General features: G+C 74.9%; 18 protein-coding genes. 10 read left to right on the top strand and 8 right to left on the bottom strand.

From position 1 onward, the window contains the following. Positions 1-52: 52 nt before the first annotated feature. From ABZY33_RS05250 to ABZY33_RS05240, 3 genes are read left to right on the top strand one after another with little or no spacing between them, the layout of a single operon-like run. Positions 53-316: a BatC protein gene (locus tag ABZY33_RS05250; protein ID WP_356490105.1), complete on the top strand. Its 264-nt coding sequence runs from the start codon at positions 53-55 to the stop codon at positions 314-316. Further along, on the top strand, positions 313-1,518 hold the full coding sequence (locus ABZY33_RS05245; protein WP_356490104.1) for a cupin domain-containing protein: 1,206 nt from the start codon (positions 313-315) through the stop codon (positions 1,516-1,518). The genes ABZY33_RS05250 and ABZY33_RS05245 overlap by 4 nt, the downstream gene beginning before the upstream one ends. A 25-nt stretch (positions 1,519-1,543) precedes the next feature. Beyond that, positions 1,544-2,440, top strand: a complete 897-nt coding sequence (locus tag ABZY33_RS05240) for a sucrase ferredoxin (RefSeq protein ID WP_356490103.1) — start codon at positions 1,544-1,546, stop codon at positions 2,438-2,440. Positions 2,441-2,470: 30 nt separating this feature from the next. On the opposite strand, the gene ABZY33_RS05235 is transcribed toward ABZY33_RS05240, so the two are convergent. Next, complete coding sequence (locus ABZY33_RS05235) at positions 2,471-2,920, bottom strand: hypothetical protein (protein WP_356490102.1); 450 nt, start codon at positions 2,918-2,920, stop codon at positions 2,471-2,473. Positions 2,921-3,168: 248 nt separating this feature from the next. On the opposite strand from ABZY33_RS05235, the gene ABZY33_RS05230 reads away from it, so the two are divergent. Then, the gene (locus tag ABZY33_RS05230) at positions 3,169-3,606 is read left to right on the top strand and encodes a VOC family protein (protein WP_356490101.1); all 438 of its coding nucleotides are present in this window, start codon (positions 3,169-3,171) and stop codon (positions 3,604-3,606) included. Positions 3,607-3,654: 48 nt separating this feature from the next. On the opposite strand, the gene ABZY33_RS05225 is transcribed toward ABZY33_RS05230, so the two are convergent. After that, positions 3,655-4,530 carry a GNAT family N-acetyltransferase gene (locus ABZY33_RS05225; protein WP_356490100.1) on the bottom strand — a complete coding sequence of 292 codons (876 nt, stop codon included), beginning with the start codon at positions 4,528-4,530 and terminating at the stop codon, positions 3,655-3,657. 165 nt (positions 4,531-4,695) lie between these two features. On the opposite strand from ABZY33_RS05225, the gene ABZY33_RS05220 reads away from it, so the two are divergent. Further along, entirely contained in the window at positions 4,696-5,541 is an 846-nt protein-coding gene (locus ABZY33_RS05220) for a prephenate dehydratase (protein WP_356490099.1), read from the top strand. A gap of 163 nt (positions 5,542-5,704) precedes the next feature. On the opposite strand, the gene ABZY33_RS05215 is transcribed toward ABZY33_RS05220, so the two are convergent. The 3 genes from ABZY33_RS05215 to ABZY33_RS05205 all read right to left on the bottom strand — a co-directional run bounded on the left by ABZY33_RS05215 (position 5,705) and on the right by ABZY33_RS05205 (position 7,055). Further along, on the bottom strand, positions 5,705-6,571 hold the full coding sequence (locus ABZY33_RS05215) for a DNA ligase (RefSeq protein WP_356490098.1): 867 nt from the start codon (positions 6,569-6,571) through the stop codon (positions 5,705-5,707). Between the two features lie 122 nt (positions 6,572-6,693). After that, a complete protein-coding gene (locus ABZY33_RS05210; RefSeq protein ID WP_356490097.1) occupies positions 6,694-6,906 on the bottom strand; it encodes a hypothetical protein in 213 nt (70 codons plus the stop codon). Positions 6,907-6,923: 17 nt separating this feature from the next. Then, on the bottom strand, positions 6,924-7,055 hold the full coding sequence (locus ABZY33_RS05205) for a hypothetical protein (RefSeq protein ID WP_356490096.1): 132 nt from the start codon (positions 7,053-7,055) through the stop codon (positions 6,924-6,926). Between the two features lie 64 nt (positions 7,056-7,119). Here ABZY33_RS05205 and ABZY33_RS05200 point away from each other — a divergent pair, with 64 nt between their 5' ends. Continuing rightward, positions 7,120-7,662, top strand: coding sequence for a DoxX family protein (locus ABZY33_RS05200; RefSeq protein ID WP_356490095.1), 543 nt, complete (start codon positions 7,120-7,122; stop codon positions 7,660-7,662). Between the two features lie 62 nt (positions 7,663-7,724). Then, positions 7,725-8,765 (top strand): YdcF family protein, encoded by a 1,041-nt coding sequence (locus tag ABZY33_RS05195; RefSeq protein WP_356490094.1) that lies wholly within the window; start codon positions 7,725-7,727, stop codon positions 8,763-8,765. 94 nt (positions 8,766-8,859) lie between these two features. Here ABZY33_RS05195 and ABZY33_RS05190 read toward each other — a convergent pair whose 3' ends face one another. The 3 genes from ABZY33_RS05190 to ABZY33_RS05180 all read right to left on the bottom strand — a co-directional run bounded on the left by ABZY33_RS05190 (position 8,860) and on the right by ABZY33_RS05180 (position 12,823). Then, positions 8,860-9,858, bottom strand: coding sequence for an SDR family oxidoreductase (locus ABZY33_RS05190; RefSeq protein WP_356490093.1), 999 nt, complete (start codon positions 9,856-9,858; stop codon positions 8,860-8,862). A gap of 36 nt (positions 9,859-9,894) precedes the next feature. Beyond that, entirely contained in the window at positions 9,895-11,646 is a 1,752-nt protein-coding gene (locus ABZY33_RS05185) for a glycoside hydrolase family 15 protein (RefSeq protein WP_356490092.1), read from the bottom strand. A 238-nt stretch (positions 11,647-11,884) separates the two neighbouring features. Continuing rightward, complete coding sequence (locus ABZY33_RS05180; RefSeq protein WP_356490091.1) at positions 11,885-12,823, bottom strand: chlorophyllase; 939 nt, start codon at positions 12,821-12,823, stop codon at positions 11,885-11,887. A 168-nt stretch (positions 12,824-12,991) separates the two neighbouring features. Between ABZY33_RS05180 and ABZY33_RS05175 the strand changes: the two genes are divergently transcribed. The 3 genes from ABZY33_RS05175 to ABZY33_RS05165 all read left to right on the top strand — a co-directional run bounded on the left by ABZY33_RS05175 (position 12,992) and on the right by ABZY33_RS05165 (position 15,002). Continuing rightward, on the top strand, positions 12,992-13,585 hold the full coding sequence (locus ABZY33_RS05175; RefSeq protein WP_356490090.1) for a TetR/AcrR family transcriptional regulator: 594 nt from the start codon (positions 12,992-12,994) through the stop codon (positions 13,583-13,585). Positions 13,586-13,697: 112 nt separating this feature from the next. Beyond that, positions 13,698-13,874 (top strand): hypothetical protein, encoded by a 177-nt coding sequence (locus tag ABZY33_RS05170; RefSeq protein WP_356490089.1) that lies wholly within the window; start codon positions 13,698-13,700, stop codon positions 13,872-13,874. 174 nt (positions 13,875-14,048) lie between these two features. Then, positions 14,049-15,002: a YihY/virulence factor BrkB family protein gene (locus ABZY33_RS05165; protein ID WP_356490088.1), complete on the top strand. Its 954-nt coding sequence runs from the start codon at positions 14,049-14,051 to the stop codon at positions 15,000-15,002. The last annotated feature ends 22 nt before the right edge of the window (positions 15,003-15,024 follow it).

The following is a 15,024-nucleotide window of genomic DNA, read 5'->3' as shown; positions in this document are numbered from 1 at the left end:
TCGGACAGGTGCCGCCCGCTCACTCCCCGCTGTGCGCTTCTCAGGAGGAATCATGACCAACCCCGAGCAGGACGCGAACGAGCACGAGGGTCCCGCGGACGGCGGAGCAGCCGGCACGCCCGGCGTCCACGACGGCGGCGCCGACGGAGGAGCCGAAGGACCCGCGGACGGCGGAGCAGCCGGCACCCCGGGCGTCCACGACGGCGGCGCCGACGGAGGAGCCGAAGGACCCGCGGACGGCGGAGCAGCCGGCACGCCCGGCGTCCACGACGGCGGCGCCGACGGAGGAGCCGACAAGTCCGGCGGCGGCCTTTGAGCACTCCCCCTGTCGAACTTCAGGACACCGGTGCCCTGGCGGGCGTCGGTGTCCTCGAGGCACGTCTGACCGGCCTCGCCCGGGAGGAGTTCGCCCGCGACGTGTGGGCGCGCGAGCCCCTGCTCGCGCGCGGGGCGAGCGACTTCTCCGATCTGTTCTCCGCGGCCGCCGTGGACGAACTCATCGCGCGCCGCGGGCTGCGGACGCCTTTCCTGCGCGTCGCCAAGGACGGTGCGACGCTGCCCGAGACGTCGTTCACCGCGCCGGCGGGGGTCGGCGCGACGGTCGCGGACCAGCTGGACGACACGGCCCTGTGGCGCAGCTTCGCCGACGGCGCCACGCTCGTGCTCCAGGCGTTGCAGCGTACGTGGGAGCCGGTCGCGGAGTTCACGTCCCGGCTCGGCACGGAGCTGGGGCACCCGGTGCAGGCCAACGCGTATGTCACGCCGCCGCAGAACCGCGGGTTCGACGCCCATTACGACGTGCACGACGTGTTCGTCCTCCAGGTCGCGGGTGCCAAGCGCTGGGTGATCCACGAGCCGGTGCACCGCGACCCGCTGCGGGACCAGCCGTGGACCGAGCACCGCGCCGCCGTGGCCGAGGCCGCGACGGGCAGGCCGTACATCGACACCGTGCTGGAGCCGGGGGACGTCCTCTATCTGCCGCGGGGCTGGCTGCACGCGGCAGAGGCGCAGGGCGCCGTCTCGATCCATCTGACGCTGGGCGTCCACACCTGGACGCGGCACGCGCTGGCCGAGCAGCTCACCCGGGCCGCGCTCGCCCTGCTCCGCGACGACCCGCAGATGCGCGGCTCGCTCCCGCTGGGGGTGGACGGGCCCGCCGACGAGCTCGGGATCGTCCGCGAACGGCTCGTCTCCGCGCTCGAGGAGGCCGATCCCGCGCCGCTGTTCCACCGCGCCCGGCGTGGCCAGGCCCGGCCGGCGCCGCTGGGTCCGCTGGCCCAGCTCGCGGCCGTCGACCATCTCAGCGCCGCGTCACCGGTCCGGCTGCGCGGGGCCCTGGCGGCCCGTCTCGAGGGCCGGCGCCTGACCACGCGGGTCGGCTGGCTGGACTTCACGGAGCCCGAACTGCCGTCGGTGCGGCGGCTGCTCGACGGCGAGGTGCACGGCGCGGGCCGGCTGGGGATCGAGCTGGTCGACCGGCTGCTGCGCGCGGGCGTGCTGGTGCCCGCCGCGCGGTGACGCGGCCGGCGACGACGCGGCCGCGATGAGCGCGGCCGGGCGGTTCTTCTGCGCCGATGCCGCCGGAGCCCGCGGCGACCTGCTGGCGGGCACCGCGCCGTACGGCTCCGTGTGGGTCCTCGTCGAGTACCCGGGCGGCTGGCCGCCCAACGGCTTCGACGGGCTCGACCTCGACCCGCACGTCAAGGGCGTCGTGTTCCGGGCCGCCCAGACGGTGCGGGCCCGCATCCTCCTGATCCGGCGGCACGGGCGGCGCGCCGCCGAGGGTCCGAGGCGCTGGGCCGTCCTGCGGCACGGCGTCAACGGCGCCTACCGGCAGAGCTGGGGCACCTGGGACCGCGCGGAGGAGCTGACCGGGATCGTCGGCGCTCTCGACGCCCCCGGCGACCTGGGGCATCCGCCGGTCGTCCTCGTCTGCGCCCACGGACTGCACGACGTGTGCTGCGCCGTCCGCGGGCGGCCCGTCGCGCGGGCACTGAGCCTGCGATGGCCGCGTCTCGTCTGGGAGTGCACGCATGTGGGCGGTGACCGGTTCGCCGCCAACGTCGTGGTCGCGCCCGACGGCGTCTACTACGGCAGGCTCGACGCGCCGTCGTCCGTCACCGCCGTGGAACAGCACCTGGCCGACCGCATCCACGCCGACCACCTGCGCGGTTACACGGACCTCTTCCCGCCGCAGCAGGCGGCGGTGGCGGAGGCGCTCCGGCGGTTCGGCCCGGCCGGCCGGCACGCGTACGCGGTCGAGGAGACCCTCCGCGACCACGACCGCTGGCGGATCCGCCTCGCCGGGCGCCCGCCTTGGCCCGCGTCCCTCGACGTCGAGGTGCGCTCGCACCATGCCGCGCCGACGTTGCTGACCTGCCGGGGACGGGCGGCGAGTTCGGCCGTCTCCTACGAGGTCACGTCCCTGCGCGCCGGTTGAGCCCTTGAGCCCGTCCCGCCCGCGCGTCCCTCACGCCTCGCCGTGCGGACGCGCCGCGTGCCCGGGGCGGCCCCGGGTGCGGCGGGCTTCCTTCATCTCCGCCTCGTACAGATGGTCGCGGCCCTGGACGAGGTCGTCGCGCAGCTGTTGTTCCAGGGCCTTGTAGGGCTCGTAGAAGGTGGTGTTGTACTCCTCCACGATCTGGAACGTCCACCGTCCCTCCAGCACATTGCGGCCGACCAGCTCGCGATCGATCCGCTCGGCCCACTCCTCGTGTCCCGCCGCGCGCAACAGGCCGACGGCGCGGCCCAGTTCGAGGTCGGCGGTGCCGGTCAGCTGGTGCAGGGCGTAGAGGTGCCCGCGGGCCCGCTCCACCGTCTCCAGCGCCTTCGACACCGAGCCCAGCGCTTCCACGGTCGCGTCACCGACGCCGTCGGGCCGGGTGTGGGCCCGGGTGGGGCCGTCCTGGTTCTCACTCATGGCTCTCGCCTCCCCGCCCGTCCGGCCGGGATACCGCGGGGCCGGCCAGATGACACTGAACGTGTGAAAGGGCTAGGGTCGGCCGGGTGACTGCCGGGTCGGCCTTGGGCCATACGCGAGTGAGGGTCCCGGCCCCGGCGTGAGCGCGCGGCGGGCCAGAGGCCCGCCCCCGGTTCCCTGTCTTCGTCCGGCGCCCGCGCGGCGCCCCTTCCGTCAACGGACCACAGGACCCGGAGCCACGCACACTCATGCCCTCCCTCCCCGCCACCGAGCAGGACCCGTCCGGCCCCGAAGGGCCGGCCGCCACCGTGCAGTTGAACCACACCGCCGTCTACGCCGCCGACCGGTCGCTGGCGGCCGAGTTCCTCGCCGCGATCCTGGGGCTGACGGTCGGCGCCCCGTTCGGGCCGTTCCTCCCGGTCGACCTCGGCAACGGCGTCACCCTCGACTACTACGAGAAGCGGGACGAGCCGATCCAGTCGCAGCACTACGCGTTCCTCGTGCCGGAGGCGCGGTTCGACGCCATGATCGCCCGGCTGGAGGCGGTCGGCGTCACCTACTACGCCGACCCCGGTCACACCGAACCCGGCCGCGTCAACCGCCTGTTCGGGGGGCGCGGGGCGTACTTCGCGGACCCGGACGGGCACAACATGGAGATCATGACGCGGCCGTACGTCCGTCCGTAGCGCGGTCGCCGCGGGGGCGGGCCGCGACGGCCCGCTCCGGCGCTCACGTCACGGGCGCCCGGCGGGCCGCTTCTGGTCCCGGGTCTCGGGGAGCGGCCGGAATCCGGCGGACGTGTAGGTGGCCACCGCCGCGGTGTTGCGGCTCGGGGTGCAGACGAGCGCGCTGGACGAGCCGAGTTCGCGCAGGGCGGCGGCCGCGGCGAGGGTGACCGCGGTGCCGTGGCCGCGCCCCCGGTGCTGCGGGTGCACCCCCACGGGCTCCAGCAGCCCCGGCCGGCCGGGGCCGGCCGACCACACCGTCACCGCCGCGACCGCGCCGCCCCGGTCGTCGTACGCGACCAGGCACCGGGCGCCGGCATAGGGCGGCGCGGCCGCCATGGCCTGCCAGCTCTCGTCCGTGAACCGCGGGCTTTCGAACGCGGCGCGGTGCACGGCCGTCCGCACCGCTACCCGGCCGGGCCCCACGGTCCCGGTCCGGACGCGAGGGGCCGCCACCGGCTCCGTGAGGTCGCGGCGGAGCGGCGTCCACGGCTCGTCGTCCGTCCAGCCCTGGGCGCGGAGCACCTCCCGCAGCCGTGTGCCGTCCGGCCCGTCGACGGCGCCGTCCGGCCGGGCCAGGACCCCGCGCTCCGGTGCGCTCACGTCGGCGGCGATGCGGCGTGCCAGCTCCTCGTCGCGCCGCGCGTCGGGCGCGACCGCGAGGCGCAGCAGCTCGGGCTCGTCCAGCAGCCCGACGGCGAGGATCCGCCCGTCCCGGCTCCATGTCCGCACCGCCGCGGCCGTCGCCCGCGTGCCGCGGCGCCAGAACCACCCCACGTCCCCCGGGTGCAGCTGCGCCGGCGCGGCGTCGTCCTGCCACTCCCGCAGCGCGGCCACGGCCGCGTGCGGCCCGTCCGCGCCCGGCTCACGCATCACGATCGTCATGTCCCGATCAGACCGCACCGGGCGGCCGCCCCGCACCTGGTTTCGGCGCCCGGGCCCGCGCCGGTCTCTCCTTGTGGACAGCTGCCGTGCCGCCGCGCGCCCGCGGTCTACGGTGGGCCCTTCACTACTTGATCAGGCCGGTTCCCGGCTGGAAGGTGTCCGACCGTGACGACTGTCGCTTATCAGGGCGAGTTCGGCTCCAACTCGGCAGCCGCCACCCAGCAGCTGTTCCCCGGCAGCGCCGAGCTGCCCTGCACCAACTTCGCCCAGGCGCTGGACGCGGTGACGCTCGGCGCCGCGGACGTGGCGGTCATCCCCGTCGACAACTCGGCGGCCGGGCGGGTCGCCGACGTCCACCACCTGCTGCCGGAGTCGGGCCTGTTCGTCATCGGCGAGTACTTCCTCGCCATCCACTTCGACCTGGTGGGTGTCCCGGGTGCCGGGCTCGGCCAGGTGGAGTGCGTGCGCAGCCATGTGCACGCGCTGGGGCAGTGCCGCAAGGTGCTGCGCGAGGGCGGCTGGCGCACGCTCGTCAGCGACGACACGGCCGGGGCCGCCCGTGAGGTCGCCGAGCTGGGCGACCCGCGGCACGCCGCCCTCGCCCCGCCCGCCGCGGCCGCGCACTACGGTCTGGACGTGCTGCGGGCCGGGGTCGAGGACGACCCGGACAACACCACCCGGTTCGTGGTCCTCTCCCGGGACGCCGTCTTCGCCCCGCTCGGCGCGGGCCCCACGATGACGAGCCTCTTCTTCGCGGTACGGAACATCCCGAGCGCCCTGTACAAGGCGCTGGGCGGCTTCGCCAGCAACGCGGTGAACCTCACCAAGATCGAGAGCTACCAGATGGGCGCGGGCCTCAACCCGAGCTGCTTCTACGTCGAGATCGAGGGCCACCCCGACGAGGCGGGGGTCGCTCTCGCCCTCCAGGAGCTGCGCTTCTTCTCCTCCGAGGTCCGCGTCCTGGGCGTCTACCCCGCCCACACACACCGCTCGCGGGAGCGCGTCGGCTGAGGTGAGGCCTCCGCGGGCCCGGAACCCCCGAGCGGGCCGGCCGCTCGCGTGGCCCACGCCAGGTCGGCGCCCGCCTCCGCCGTGGCCGCGGGCGGCGGCGCCGGGCCCGCGCTTTCCCGCCGCACCAGAACCGCCGCCTCCCGGCCCGGGTGAGCGGGGTCTCTCAGGGGCGGACCCGGGCGACGGTGACCGGCGCGTGGCGCGCCGCGCCCGCCACGACCTCCACCGTCAGACCGCTGCCGGTGGTCGTGTACGGCTCCCCGTCGTCCGTGCGCGCCGGGCGGCCCGGTCCGGCCTGGGTGATGTGCCGGGCCAGTTCGGCGGCGACCGGCGTGATCACCGTCTGCGACAGCACGCGCCGCCCGTCCGGCAGCAGCACCGCGACCCGCTGCGGCTGCACCGCGGGGCCGACGTAGCCGATCACCTCGGCGTCCACGCTCTCGCTGTGCCGGGCCGTCCGCCAGATGCGGGCCGCCCCGTACGGGGACGTCGCGCGCTTGGCGACGACGCCCTGTACGCCCTGGGCCTGGAGCTGCTCGAACCAGACGCGGGCCACCTCCACGTCCTCCGTCGCCGGTACGGGCTGGATGGGCGGCTTCGCGCCGGCGAGGACGTCGAGCAGGGCCGCACGGCGTTCGACGTACGGCCGGGCACGCAGATCCTCGCCGTCGACGGCGAGGCAGTCCCACACCGCGTAGTACGCGGGGTACTCCGCCGCGAGCGCGGAGGCCCGGCGCGGCGTCGCGTGCCGGCGCGCCTCGGCCGCGGCGAAGTCGAGCCGGCCGTCCACCCAGACGACGGCCTCGCCGTCCAGGACGGTGCCGGGGCGCAGCATGGACTGGGCGGCGATGGCGAGGTCCATCCACGTGGCGGTGACCATGCGGCCCGAGCGGGCCTGGCACTTCACCGTCTCCTCGGTTCGGTACATGACGAGCCGGTGGCCGTCGAACTTGGGCTCGAACCACCAGCCGGGGCCGGTGGGCAGCGTGGGGACGGACTCGGCGAGCGCGACTGCGACGGGGAACTCCACCCCTCAAGGCTTGCCGAGTACGGCCCGGACCGCAGTCCCGGCTAGGCCGTTCGTCAAGATCACCTTGCGGGAGGCCGGTCCGGCGCACCCGTCGGCCGCCACCGGACGCGGTCGCGCAGCGGCTACGCGGCTTCGTAATGGTGCGCGCGGCCGCCTCGCCAGGTGACCCACGCCGGGTCGTCGAGGAGCGCCTCGGCGTCGGCGAGGCCGGCCCGGCGCAGGAACTCCACGACGTCGGCGTCCGCGTGCGCGAGGCCGAGGATCCGGCCGCGCGCGGTCACCCGCCGGCCGCCCGTGCGGGACGGCGGGTGCACGACTATCGGGGCGCTCGTCATGGTTCCAGGGTGGGGGCTCAGCGGCGCTTCTGCGACTTCATGAACCAGGCCACGGCGACGGCGATCACGATGAGGATGATCAGTATCTTCATGGCCGTCGTCTGCCCCGGACGGGTGAGGTCACGCCTCCTGCGTTGTTCAACTTTCATGTATCGGCTAGGCTCGGCGGCGCACTTGAAAGTTCAAGTTATCCGTCAGAAGGATCCCCGCCTCATGACTCGCGTCCTGACCAGCCCGCTCGCCTCCTCCCCCACCCGCGAGAGCACGTCACCGCACGCCTACGACGCCGGACTGCTGATCCTGCGGATCGCCCTCGGGCTGACCGTCGCCGCGCACGGCACCCAGAAACTCTTCGGCTGGTTCGGCGGTGGCGGCATCGACGGCACCGGCCAGTTCTTCGCACAGAGCGGCTACCCCGCCGGGAAGACGATGGCGGTGATCGCCGGGGTCAGCGAGACCCTCGGCGGGGCGGCCCTCGTGCTGGGCCTGCTGACCCCGCTCGCCGGCGCGGCCGTTCTCGGCACGATGATCAACGCCCTGGCCGTGAAGTGGGGCGGCGGCTTCTTCGCGCCCGAAGGCGTCGAGTACGAGCTGCTTCTCGTCGCCGGCGCCGCCGCGCTGGCCCTCACCGGGCCGGGCCGGATCGCCGTGGACCGCTTCCTGCCGGCCCTGCGCACCCACCGCCTGCGCTACGGCGCCGCCGCCGTGGTGCTGGCCGTCGTGCTCGCCGGGCTCGTCCTGCTCATCCGCTCGTAGCTCCGGGCCCCGGCCGGGGTACTCCCGTCCGAGCGCTCCGCACGCGTCAGTAGCATGTGCGCATGGTGGCCTTTGTTCCGTCGTTCGTGTGTCTGCTCGCCTTCTGCGTGGGGGCGCTGCGCGATCGCCGCAGGGTCAGCAACGCGGTCCTCCTCGGGCTCGGCGTCGTCTTCGCCGTGATGGCGCTCTTCCTCCGCCTTGCGTCCGACCGCCCCCAACTGGGCCGCGATCTCGCGGTCGCCCTGCTGGTCCTCGCGGCGCTCGGCGTGATCACTCTGGCGGGCTTCCTGCTGGCCAACGGCGTCACCATGGTCCGCAAGGAGGGCCGCAGCCCGGCCAACCTGCTGTCGCTGGGGGCGGGCATCGCCCTGGTCGCGCTGCTCGCCCTGCTGACCACGGCGCTGGCCCTGCACACCCGCACCCTCGTGGTGGCGGCGGCCACCGCCGTGGCGCTCGCGGGGTACGTCGCCTTCCTCTTCGTCTGCTTCCTCTGCTACGCCACGCTCTACGCGCGCCTGCGCATCCGGCGCCGGGCGGACTACGTGGTCGTCCTCGGCTCGGGCCTGGTCGGCGGCGACACCGTGCCGCCCCTGCTCGCCGGCCGCCTCGACCGGGCCCGCGAGGAGCACGCGCGGCTCTCGCGCCGGGGGCGCCGGCCCGTACTCCTGACCTCCGGCGGGCAAGGCCCGGACGAGAAGCTGCCCGAGTCGCACGCGATGGCCGACTACCTCATCGAACGCGGCTTCCCGGCCGACCTGATCGAGCGTGAGGACCGCTCGACCACCACCGAAGAGAACCTGACGTTCAGCGACGCCCTGATGCGCCGGGCCCGTCCGGACTACCGGTGCGTCGTGGTCACGAACAACTACCACGTCTTCCGCGCCGCGGTGACGGCTCGCCGCACGGGCGTGCGGGGGCACGTCATCGGCGCGCCCACGGCCGCGTACTTCTGGCCGAGCGCCGTGCTGCGCGAGTTCGTGGCCCTCCTGCTCGCCTACCGCCGGACCAACGCGGCCCTGTTCCTGCTGGTCCTGCTGGGCGGGGTGTTCCTCTGGTGGCTGGCCGGGCCGCACTCGGGCCACGCCGGTCTCCTCGGCGGTTGACCGGCCCGCCCCCGGCGCCGCCGGGCAGCCGTGGCCGGCTCCGCCCCTGCTCTCCTGTGACGGCGGAGCCGGTCCTTCTGTGCTCCGGCCGTCGCTACCGGCGGGCGCGCCTGCCCAGCCAGCCCGCGGCGACGGCACCGGCGGCGAGGGCGGACAGGGCGGCGCCGGGGTGGCGGGCGACAGCGGCCTGGTAGGAGCGGCCGTGCGAGGCGTCGTCGAAGATGCCGTGCGCGCCGTGCCGCCCGTCCTCGGTCCGGTCGACCGGTTCGAAGAGGTTGCTCTTGCCGCTCGGCTCCTGGTCGGTGAGCTGGGAGTCGACCCCGGTGCGCGCCAGGTAGCGGTCGAGGAGGGCCGGGATCAGGCGGTTGGCCCAGATCGTCGCCACGGTGGTGGCGCCGATGTAGTACTGCTTGCGGCGCGGATGGTCGGCCGCGTGCACGACGCCGCGGGCCGCGACCTCCGGCTGGTAGATCGGCGGGACGGGCTGCGGATGCCGGTCCAGGCGCGTCGTCACCCAGGAGAACTGAGGGGTGTTGACGGCCGGCATCTGGGCGATGGTGACGTGCACGTTGCTGCCCCGGTGCAGGAGTTCCGTGCGCAGCGAGGACGTGAAGCCGTTGATGGCGTGCTTGGCGCCGCAGTACACCGACTGCAACGGCACCGAGCGCTCCCCGAGCGCGGACCCGACCTGCACGATCGTGCCGCGGTCGCGGGGCAGCATCCGCTTCAGCGCGGTGCGCGTGCCGTTGACGAAGCCCAGGTAGGTCACCTGGGTGGCCCGCTCGTACTCCTCGGCGGTGATCTCGTCGAACGCCGCGAAGACCGTACTGAACGCGCAGTTGATCCATACGTCGATCGGCCCGAAGGCCTGCTCGGCGGCGTCCGCGGCGGCCTCCAGCTGCTGCGGGTCGGCGGTGTCGGCCACCTGGACCAGGGCGCGGCCGCCGCGCGCCTCCACGTCCTTCGCCGCGTCCTCCAGGCCCGCGCGGCCGCGGGCGATCAGGACGACGTCGGCGCCGCGCTCGCCGAACATGCGGGCGGTGGCGCGGCCGATTCCGGCGCTGGCGCCGGTGATGACGACGGTCTGGGACATGGTGCGGATCAGCTCCTTGCTCGGCGGTGTACGCCGTCAGGCGTGGGGGTCCTGGGCGAGACGGGCGGCGCTCTCCAAGAGCAGGGCGTGGACGAACGCCTGCGGGAGGTTGCCGCGCAGCTGGCGCTGGGCGACATCGAACTCCTCCGCGTACAGCCCCGACGCGCCACAGGCGCCCCGGTTGCGTTCGAACCAGCGGAGCGCGTCGACCGCGTTGCCCTGCTGGTGCTCGGCGAGCGCCATGACGAGCCCGCACAGGAGGAACGCGCCCTCGGCGTCCTCCAGCGGCCGGTCGTCGTGGCGGAAGCGGTAGATGAAGTGGTGCTGCGCCAGCTGGTCCCGGCACGCGGCGAGCGTGGCGCGGGTGCGCGGGTCCTCGGCGGGCAGCGCGCCCCGGACGGCGGGCAGCAGCAGGGCCGCGTCGATGGCGGGGTCGTCCGCCGCGCGCTGCCAGGCGCCGTCGGCGCGCACGCAGGTGCCGCTGGTGGCGGCGAGGACGGTGTCGGCGAGCGCGGTGCAGGTGGCGGCCAGCTGGTGGCGGGGGGCGGCGCGGGCCAGGGCGCGCAGTCCGGCGACGCAGGCGAGCCGGCTCTGCGTCCACACCCGGGTGTCCAGCTCCCAGATGCCCGCGTCGGGCTCCTGCCACCGGTCGGCGACGGCCCGCACGGCGATGTCGGCGGCCTTCCACCCGTCGGGGCCCAGGCGCCCGTGCCGCTCGGCCGCGGCGAACAGCAGCAGCGCCTCGCCGAAGCAGTCCAGCTGGAACTGTTCGCGGACGTGGTTGCCGGTCCGGCTGTGGCCGCCGGGGTAGCCGGGCAGGTCCAGTTCCCGCTGGCCGGGGACGGGGTCGCCGTGGACGGTGTAGGCGGGGACGAGGTGCGGGCCGTCGGCGAGCAGCCGTTCGCCGGTGAAGCGCACGGCGGCGTCGAGCAGTTCGGGGGCTCCGGCGGCGGCCGCCGCCTGTCCGGCGTAGCTCTGGTCGCGGATCCACACGTAGCGGTAGTCGTAGTTGCGGCCGGCCTCCGCGCGTTCGGGCAGGCTCGTGGTGGCCGCCGCGACCATGCCGCCGCCGCGGGCGGTCAGGCCGCGCAGCACGGCGTAGGAGCGCCGGGCGTCCGGGGTGGCGATCGTGCCGTCCAGCGGCGGTACCGTCCGCCGCCAGCCGTCCTCGGTGGCGGCCCAGGCCGCGTCGGCGCGCGGCGGTTCGGCGGGGAGCGCCAGGTCGGAAGAGTCCAGGACGAGGTCGCGCCGTTCGCCGGGGCGCAGCACCAGGTCGGCGGTGAGCCCCTCGGCGCCGGCCGTCGCCGAGGGCACGCCCTGCCAGCGCAGGTGGTGGCGGCCGGTGCGCAGGTGCCAGACGCCCTGCTCGTCCTGGTGCACGGCGGCGAGCGGAGCCCGGCCGTAGTCGGCGCGCGGGTCGAGGACGACGCGGAGGCGGGCGGTGCCTTCCACGGCGCGCACCTGCCGCAGCAGGACCAGTCGGCGCTCCTCCCCGGGAAAGGCGAGGGCGTCGCGGCACTCGATGACGCCCTCGGTGGTGACCCAGCGGCTGCGCCAGATCAGGGTGCCCTCTTCGTAGTAGCCGCCCGGGACCCAGCGCCCGTGCGGGGTCACGGCGTAGACGCCGGCGCCGCCGATGAGCGAGGCGAAGACGGCGTCGTCGTGCCAGGTGGGGGCGCACATCCAGTTCAGCGCGCCGTCCGGCCCGATCAGTGCGCCGCGTTCCCCGTCGGCGAGCAACGCGTAGTCGTGCAAAGCGTGCGGGGGAAAGGACGTACTGCTGCTCACGGGGGCTGCCTCCTGCTGGGCGGGCGCCTTCTGTGGCCTCTTCTGTGACCTCTCTGACCTTTACGGCATTCTTCATACATCGGCCACGTGCGCCGTCCGGCCCGCGGGCCGGTCCCGCCGCCGGTGACAGGGCCGGCGCACGGTGGTGGTCCGAGCGCTCCTGGCGCGGGTACCCAGCCTCGCACTGCGCATGAGCCCTGTCGCGGCACGCGTCGACCGGCCGACGGGCGCCGCGGGCCTACTTGGTCACGACGCGTCCGACCGGGTCGGGCGCGGCCGCCAGGGTCGCGCACGCGGTCCGCCAGCTGTCGTCGCCGGGCCGCAGCCGCGTCCGCAGGTAGGCCGCGGTGAGCCCGGCGAGCGCGGCGACCCGCGCCGGGTTCTCGTCCGTGGTCTCGGCGGCGTCGTACCCGGCGATCCCGCCGAGCCCGTGCTCCGCGTCGAAGAGGGTGAGCAGGGCCGTGGGTCCGGGGGCGAGGGTGAAGGGGTCGGCGTGCCAGTCCGGCCCCATGTCCGTGAAGTGCCGGGAGTCGTCCTTGTCCCCGGCGACGACGAGCGCCGGGGTTGTCATCGTCGAGAAGTCCAGGGACCGGAAGATCGTGAGCTGCTCGGCCATGGGGCCGTTGAGCACGTCGCCGCGGCCGGGCGCGGCGAGCAGCACGCCCGCCTTGATACGGGGTTCGCGCAGGCGCGCGACCTCCCCGGTGTCGGGGTCGGTGACCTCGGCGCCGAGCAGCAGGCTCGCGGTGAAGCCGCCCAGCGAGTGCCCCGCGAGAGCGACGGCGGTGCGGTCGACCCGTCCGGTGAGCGTCGGCACGGCGCTCTCGATCGCGTCGAAGCGGTCCAGGACGTGGGTCATGTCCTCGGCGCGGGAGCGCCAGAAGAACGGGGCGCCGGGCGCGTCCGCGACCAGGTGGCTCAGTGTCCTGGAGCTGAGGTGGGTGGGCTGGACGACCACGAAGCCGCGGGCCGCCCACTGGTCGGCGAGCGGCGCGTAGCCGTGGAGCGAGGAGAGGTGGTGCGAGGGGCCGTGGCCGTGGGAGAGGAGGAGGACGGGCAGGTCGGTGCCGGTGGCGGGGGCCGAGACCCGGACGTGGAGGTCGACGGGGCGTCCCGGTACGGACAGGACCACCGGGCTGTAGGAGACGACGGGGGCGGGGGTGGCGGAGGCGTTCACGGCGGGTGGTTCCCCTTCTGCGGTTCCTGCCCGCTCGCCGGCCGAAGTGGCCGCGGGGGCAGGGGAGATCGGAGGCGCCCCGCTTCGGTTACGCTGAAGCGGAACGTTGCTCCACTAATATCCGGAACGCTGCTCCGCTTTGTCAAGCGGGGCAGGAAGGAACACGTCATGACCAGCGACAGCCCCACCGGGGGGACGGCCCGGACCAAGCGGGCCGACGCCCAGCGCAACCGGGAGACCGTGCTCGCGGCCGCCGCCGAGACGTTCGTCGTCGCCGGTGTCGACGCGCCGATCCGCCAGATCGCGGCCCGGGCCGGCGTCGGCATGGGCACGATCTACCGCCACTTCCCGACCCGGGCGGAGCTGGTCACCGCCGTGTACCGGCACCAGATCGAGGCGTGCGCCGAGGCCGGCCCGGCGCTGCTGGCGAGTGCCGGCTCCCCGTTCGAGGCGTTGCGCCGGTGGACCGACCTCTTCGTCGACTTCCTGGTCACCAAGCACGGACTCGCCGACGCGCTGCAGTCCGACAGCGACCGGTTCGCCGCGCTGCACACCTACTTCCTCGACCGGCTGCTCCCGGTCTGCGCCGAGTTGCTCGACGCCGCCGTCGACGCGGGCGCCATCCGCCCCGGCACCCAGCCCTACGAGCTGATGCGCGGCATCGGCAACCTCTGCGTCGGACGCGACGACGACCCGCGCTACGACCCGCGCCGCCTGGTCGCCCTGCTCCTGCTGGGACTGCGGGAGCCCGAAGCGCCCTGACGCACCTGTCCGGTGCGCCCAGTCGGGTGGTCACGGGCGCTCCGGCATGCGCCCGGCCAGGGACGGGACCACCGTGGTTCGTGTCCCACCGACACCGACCCAAGGAGCCGTCATGGCCGACCGCAGCAACTACCAGGACCCGACCCTCGACCCGTTCGACCCGCAGGACGAACGCGAGCGCCAGGACCGCGAGCGCGAGCGGCGCCGCGACGACGACACGCAGCCCCTGCTGCCCGAGGACGGCCCGCTCGGCCACGACGACCCGCGGGACAGCGCCGGCTACCGCTAGGCGGCCTCGCCACCGTCGCGACGGCGCCCCCGGGCCGGTGCACCCACCGGCCCGGGGGCGCTCCGGCGTCCGCGGACCGGTGGACCGGCGGGCCGGCGCCCCGATTGACCGGCGCTTTCGCGGGCACAGTGTGCGCACGACGCCCGGGGGCGGGTGCGGTACGGAGGGGGAGCGATGGGTACGGCGACCAAGGTGCCCGAGACGCGCGACATGCGGGGCGAGGAACTCTCGGGCGACGAGGCGTACGAGGCGCTGCGCCGCTACGGGGGCCGCCAGCTCCTGCGGGACGCCTTCGTCCGCTTCCGCTACGCGGACGGGTTCAGCCACGCCCGGGCGCTCGCGCTGCAGACGGTGCTGGCGCTGATCCCGCTCGCCATCGTCTTCGTCGGCCTGTCGACGACCCTGCACACCGAGAGCGTCGGCCGGTTCGCGGAGGTGACCATTCACCGGATCGCCCGGGGGCCGAGCGCCGAAGTGGTCGACGACGCCCTCGCCAGGAGCCGCCGTACCGCGGGAGAGGGCACCCAGGTCGCCCTCTGGTTCGCGCTGGCGTTCTCGCTGTCCAACACCACCACGGCCATGTGCCAGGTCGAGCGCGGCGCCAACCGCATCTACGGCAACGAGCGCGACCGCCCGTTCCTCAAGAAGTACGCGCGCGGACTCGTCATGGCGGTCAGCGCCGGGTTCCCGCTGGGCCTCGGCTTCATCATGATGGTGGCCGGCGGCGACCTGGGAGCGGCCGCCGTGTCCGTCTACCACCTCGGCGACGGCGCGGGCGCCGCCTGGACCGCCGTGCGCTGGCCGCTCGGGCTGGTCCTCGCGCTGCTGTCGGCGAGCGCGATCTTCCGGCGCTCGCCCCGCCGCCGCCAGCCCGGATACACCTGGCTGGCGTTCGGCGCCGCCGTCTACCTGGTGCTGTGGTCGCTGCTGACCTGGGGCCTGAGCCTGTACCTCTCGCTCAGCGGCTCCTTCGACACCGTCTACGGCCCGCTCAGCGCCTTCATGTCCCTGCTGCTGTGGGCCTACCTCACCTCCGTCGCTCTCTTTCTCGGCCTGTCCTTCGCGGCCCAGCTCGAAGCCGCCCGGGCCCTGCGCCCGGGCCCCGCCGACCCCGACCCCGGGGTCTGACGGGCCCGGGCGCGCCCCGTCG

It is taken from the genome of Streptomyces sp. NPDC006552, assembly GCF_040611655.1.
Taxonomy (GTDB): domain Bacteria; phylum Actinomycetota; class Actinomycetes; order Streptomycetales; family Streptomycetaceae; genus Streptomyces.
The sequence above is the reverse complement of the archived record's forward strand: the minus strand, read 5'-3'. Positions and strand labels throughout refer to the sequence as shown.

Bases quoted from the DNA above. Each gene is read 5' to 3' on its own strand.
- ABZY33_RS05225 (WP_356490100.1), bottom strand. From the start codon at position 4,530: ATGACGATCGTGATGCGTGAGCCGGGCGCGGACGGGCCGCACGCGGCC.
- ABZY33_RS05190 (WP_356490093.1), bottom strand. From the start codon at position 9,858: ATGTCCCAGACCGTCGTCATCACCGGCGCCAGCGCCGGAATCGGCCGC.
- ABZY33_RS05210 (WP_356490097.1), bottom strand. From the start codon at position 6,906: ATGACGAGCGCCCCGATAGTCGTGCACCCGCCGTCCCGCACGGGCGGC.
- ABZY33_RS05230 (WP_356490101.1), top strand. From the start codon at position 3,169: ATGCCCTCCCTCCCCGCCACCGAGCAGGACCCGTCCGGCCCCGAAGGG.
- ABZY33_RS05175 (WP_356490090.1), top strand. From the start codon at position 12,992: ATGACCAGCGACAGCCCCACCGGGGGGACGGCCCGGACCAAGCGGGCC.
- ABZY33_RS05250 (WP_356490105.1), top strand. From the start codon at position 53: ATGACCAACCCCGAGCAGGACGCGAACGAGCACGAGGGTCCCGCGGAC.
- ABZY33_RS05200 (WP_356490095.1), top strand. From the start codon at position 7,120: ATGACTCGCGTCCTGACCAGCCCGCTCGCCTCCTCCCCCACCCGCGAG.
- ABZY33_RS05240 (WP_356490103.1), top strand. From the start codon at position 1,544: ATGAGCGCGGCCGGGCGGTTCTTCTGCGCCGATGCCGCCGGAGCCCGC.
- ABZY33_RS05195 (WP_356490094.1), top strand. From the start codon at position 7,725: ATGGTGGCCTTTGTTCCGTCGTTCGTGTGTCTGCTCGCCTTCTGCGTG.
- ABZY33_RS05170 (WP_356490089.1), top strand. From the start codon at position 13,698: ATGGCCGACCGCAGCAACTACCAGGACCCGACCCTCGACCCGTTCGAC.
- ABZY33_RS05205 (WP_356490096.1), bottom strand. From the start codon at position 7,055: ATGAAAGTTGAACAACGCAGGAGGCGTGACCTCACCCGTCCGGGGCAG.
- ABZY33_RS05235 (WP_356490102.1), bottom strand. From the start codon at position 2,920: ATGAGTGAGAACCAGGACGGCCCCACCCGGGCCCACACCCGGCCCGAC.
- ABZY33_RS05165 (WP_356490088.1), top strand. From the start codon at position 14,049: ATGGGTACGGCGACCAAGGTGCCCGAGACGCGCGACATGCGGGGCGAG.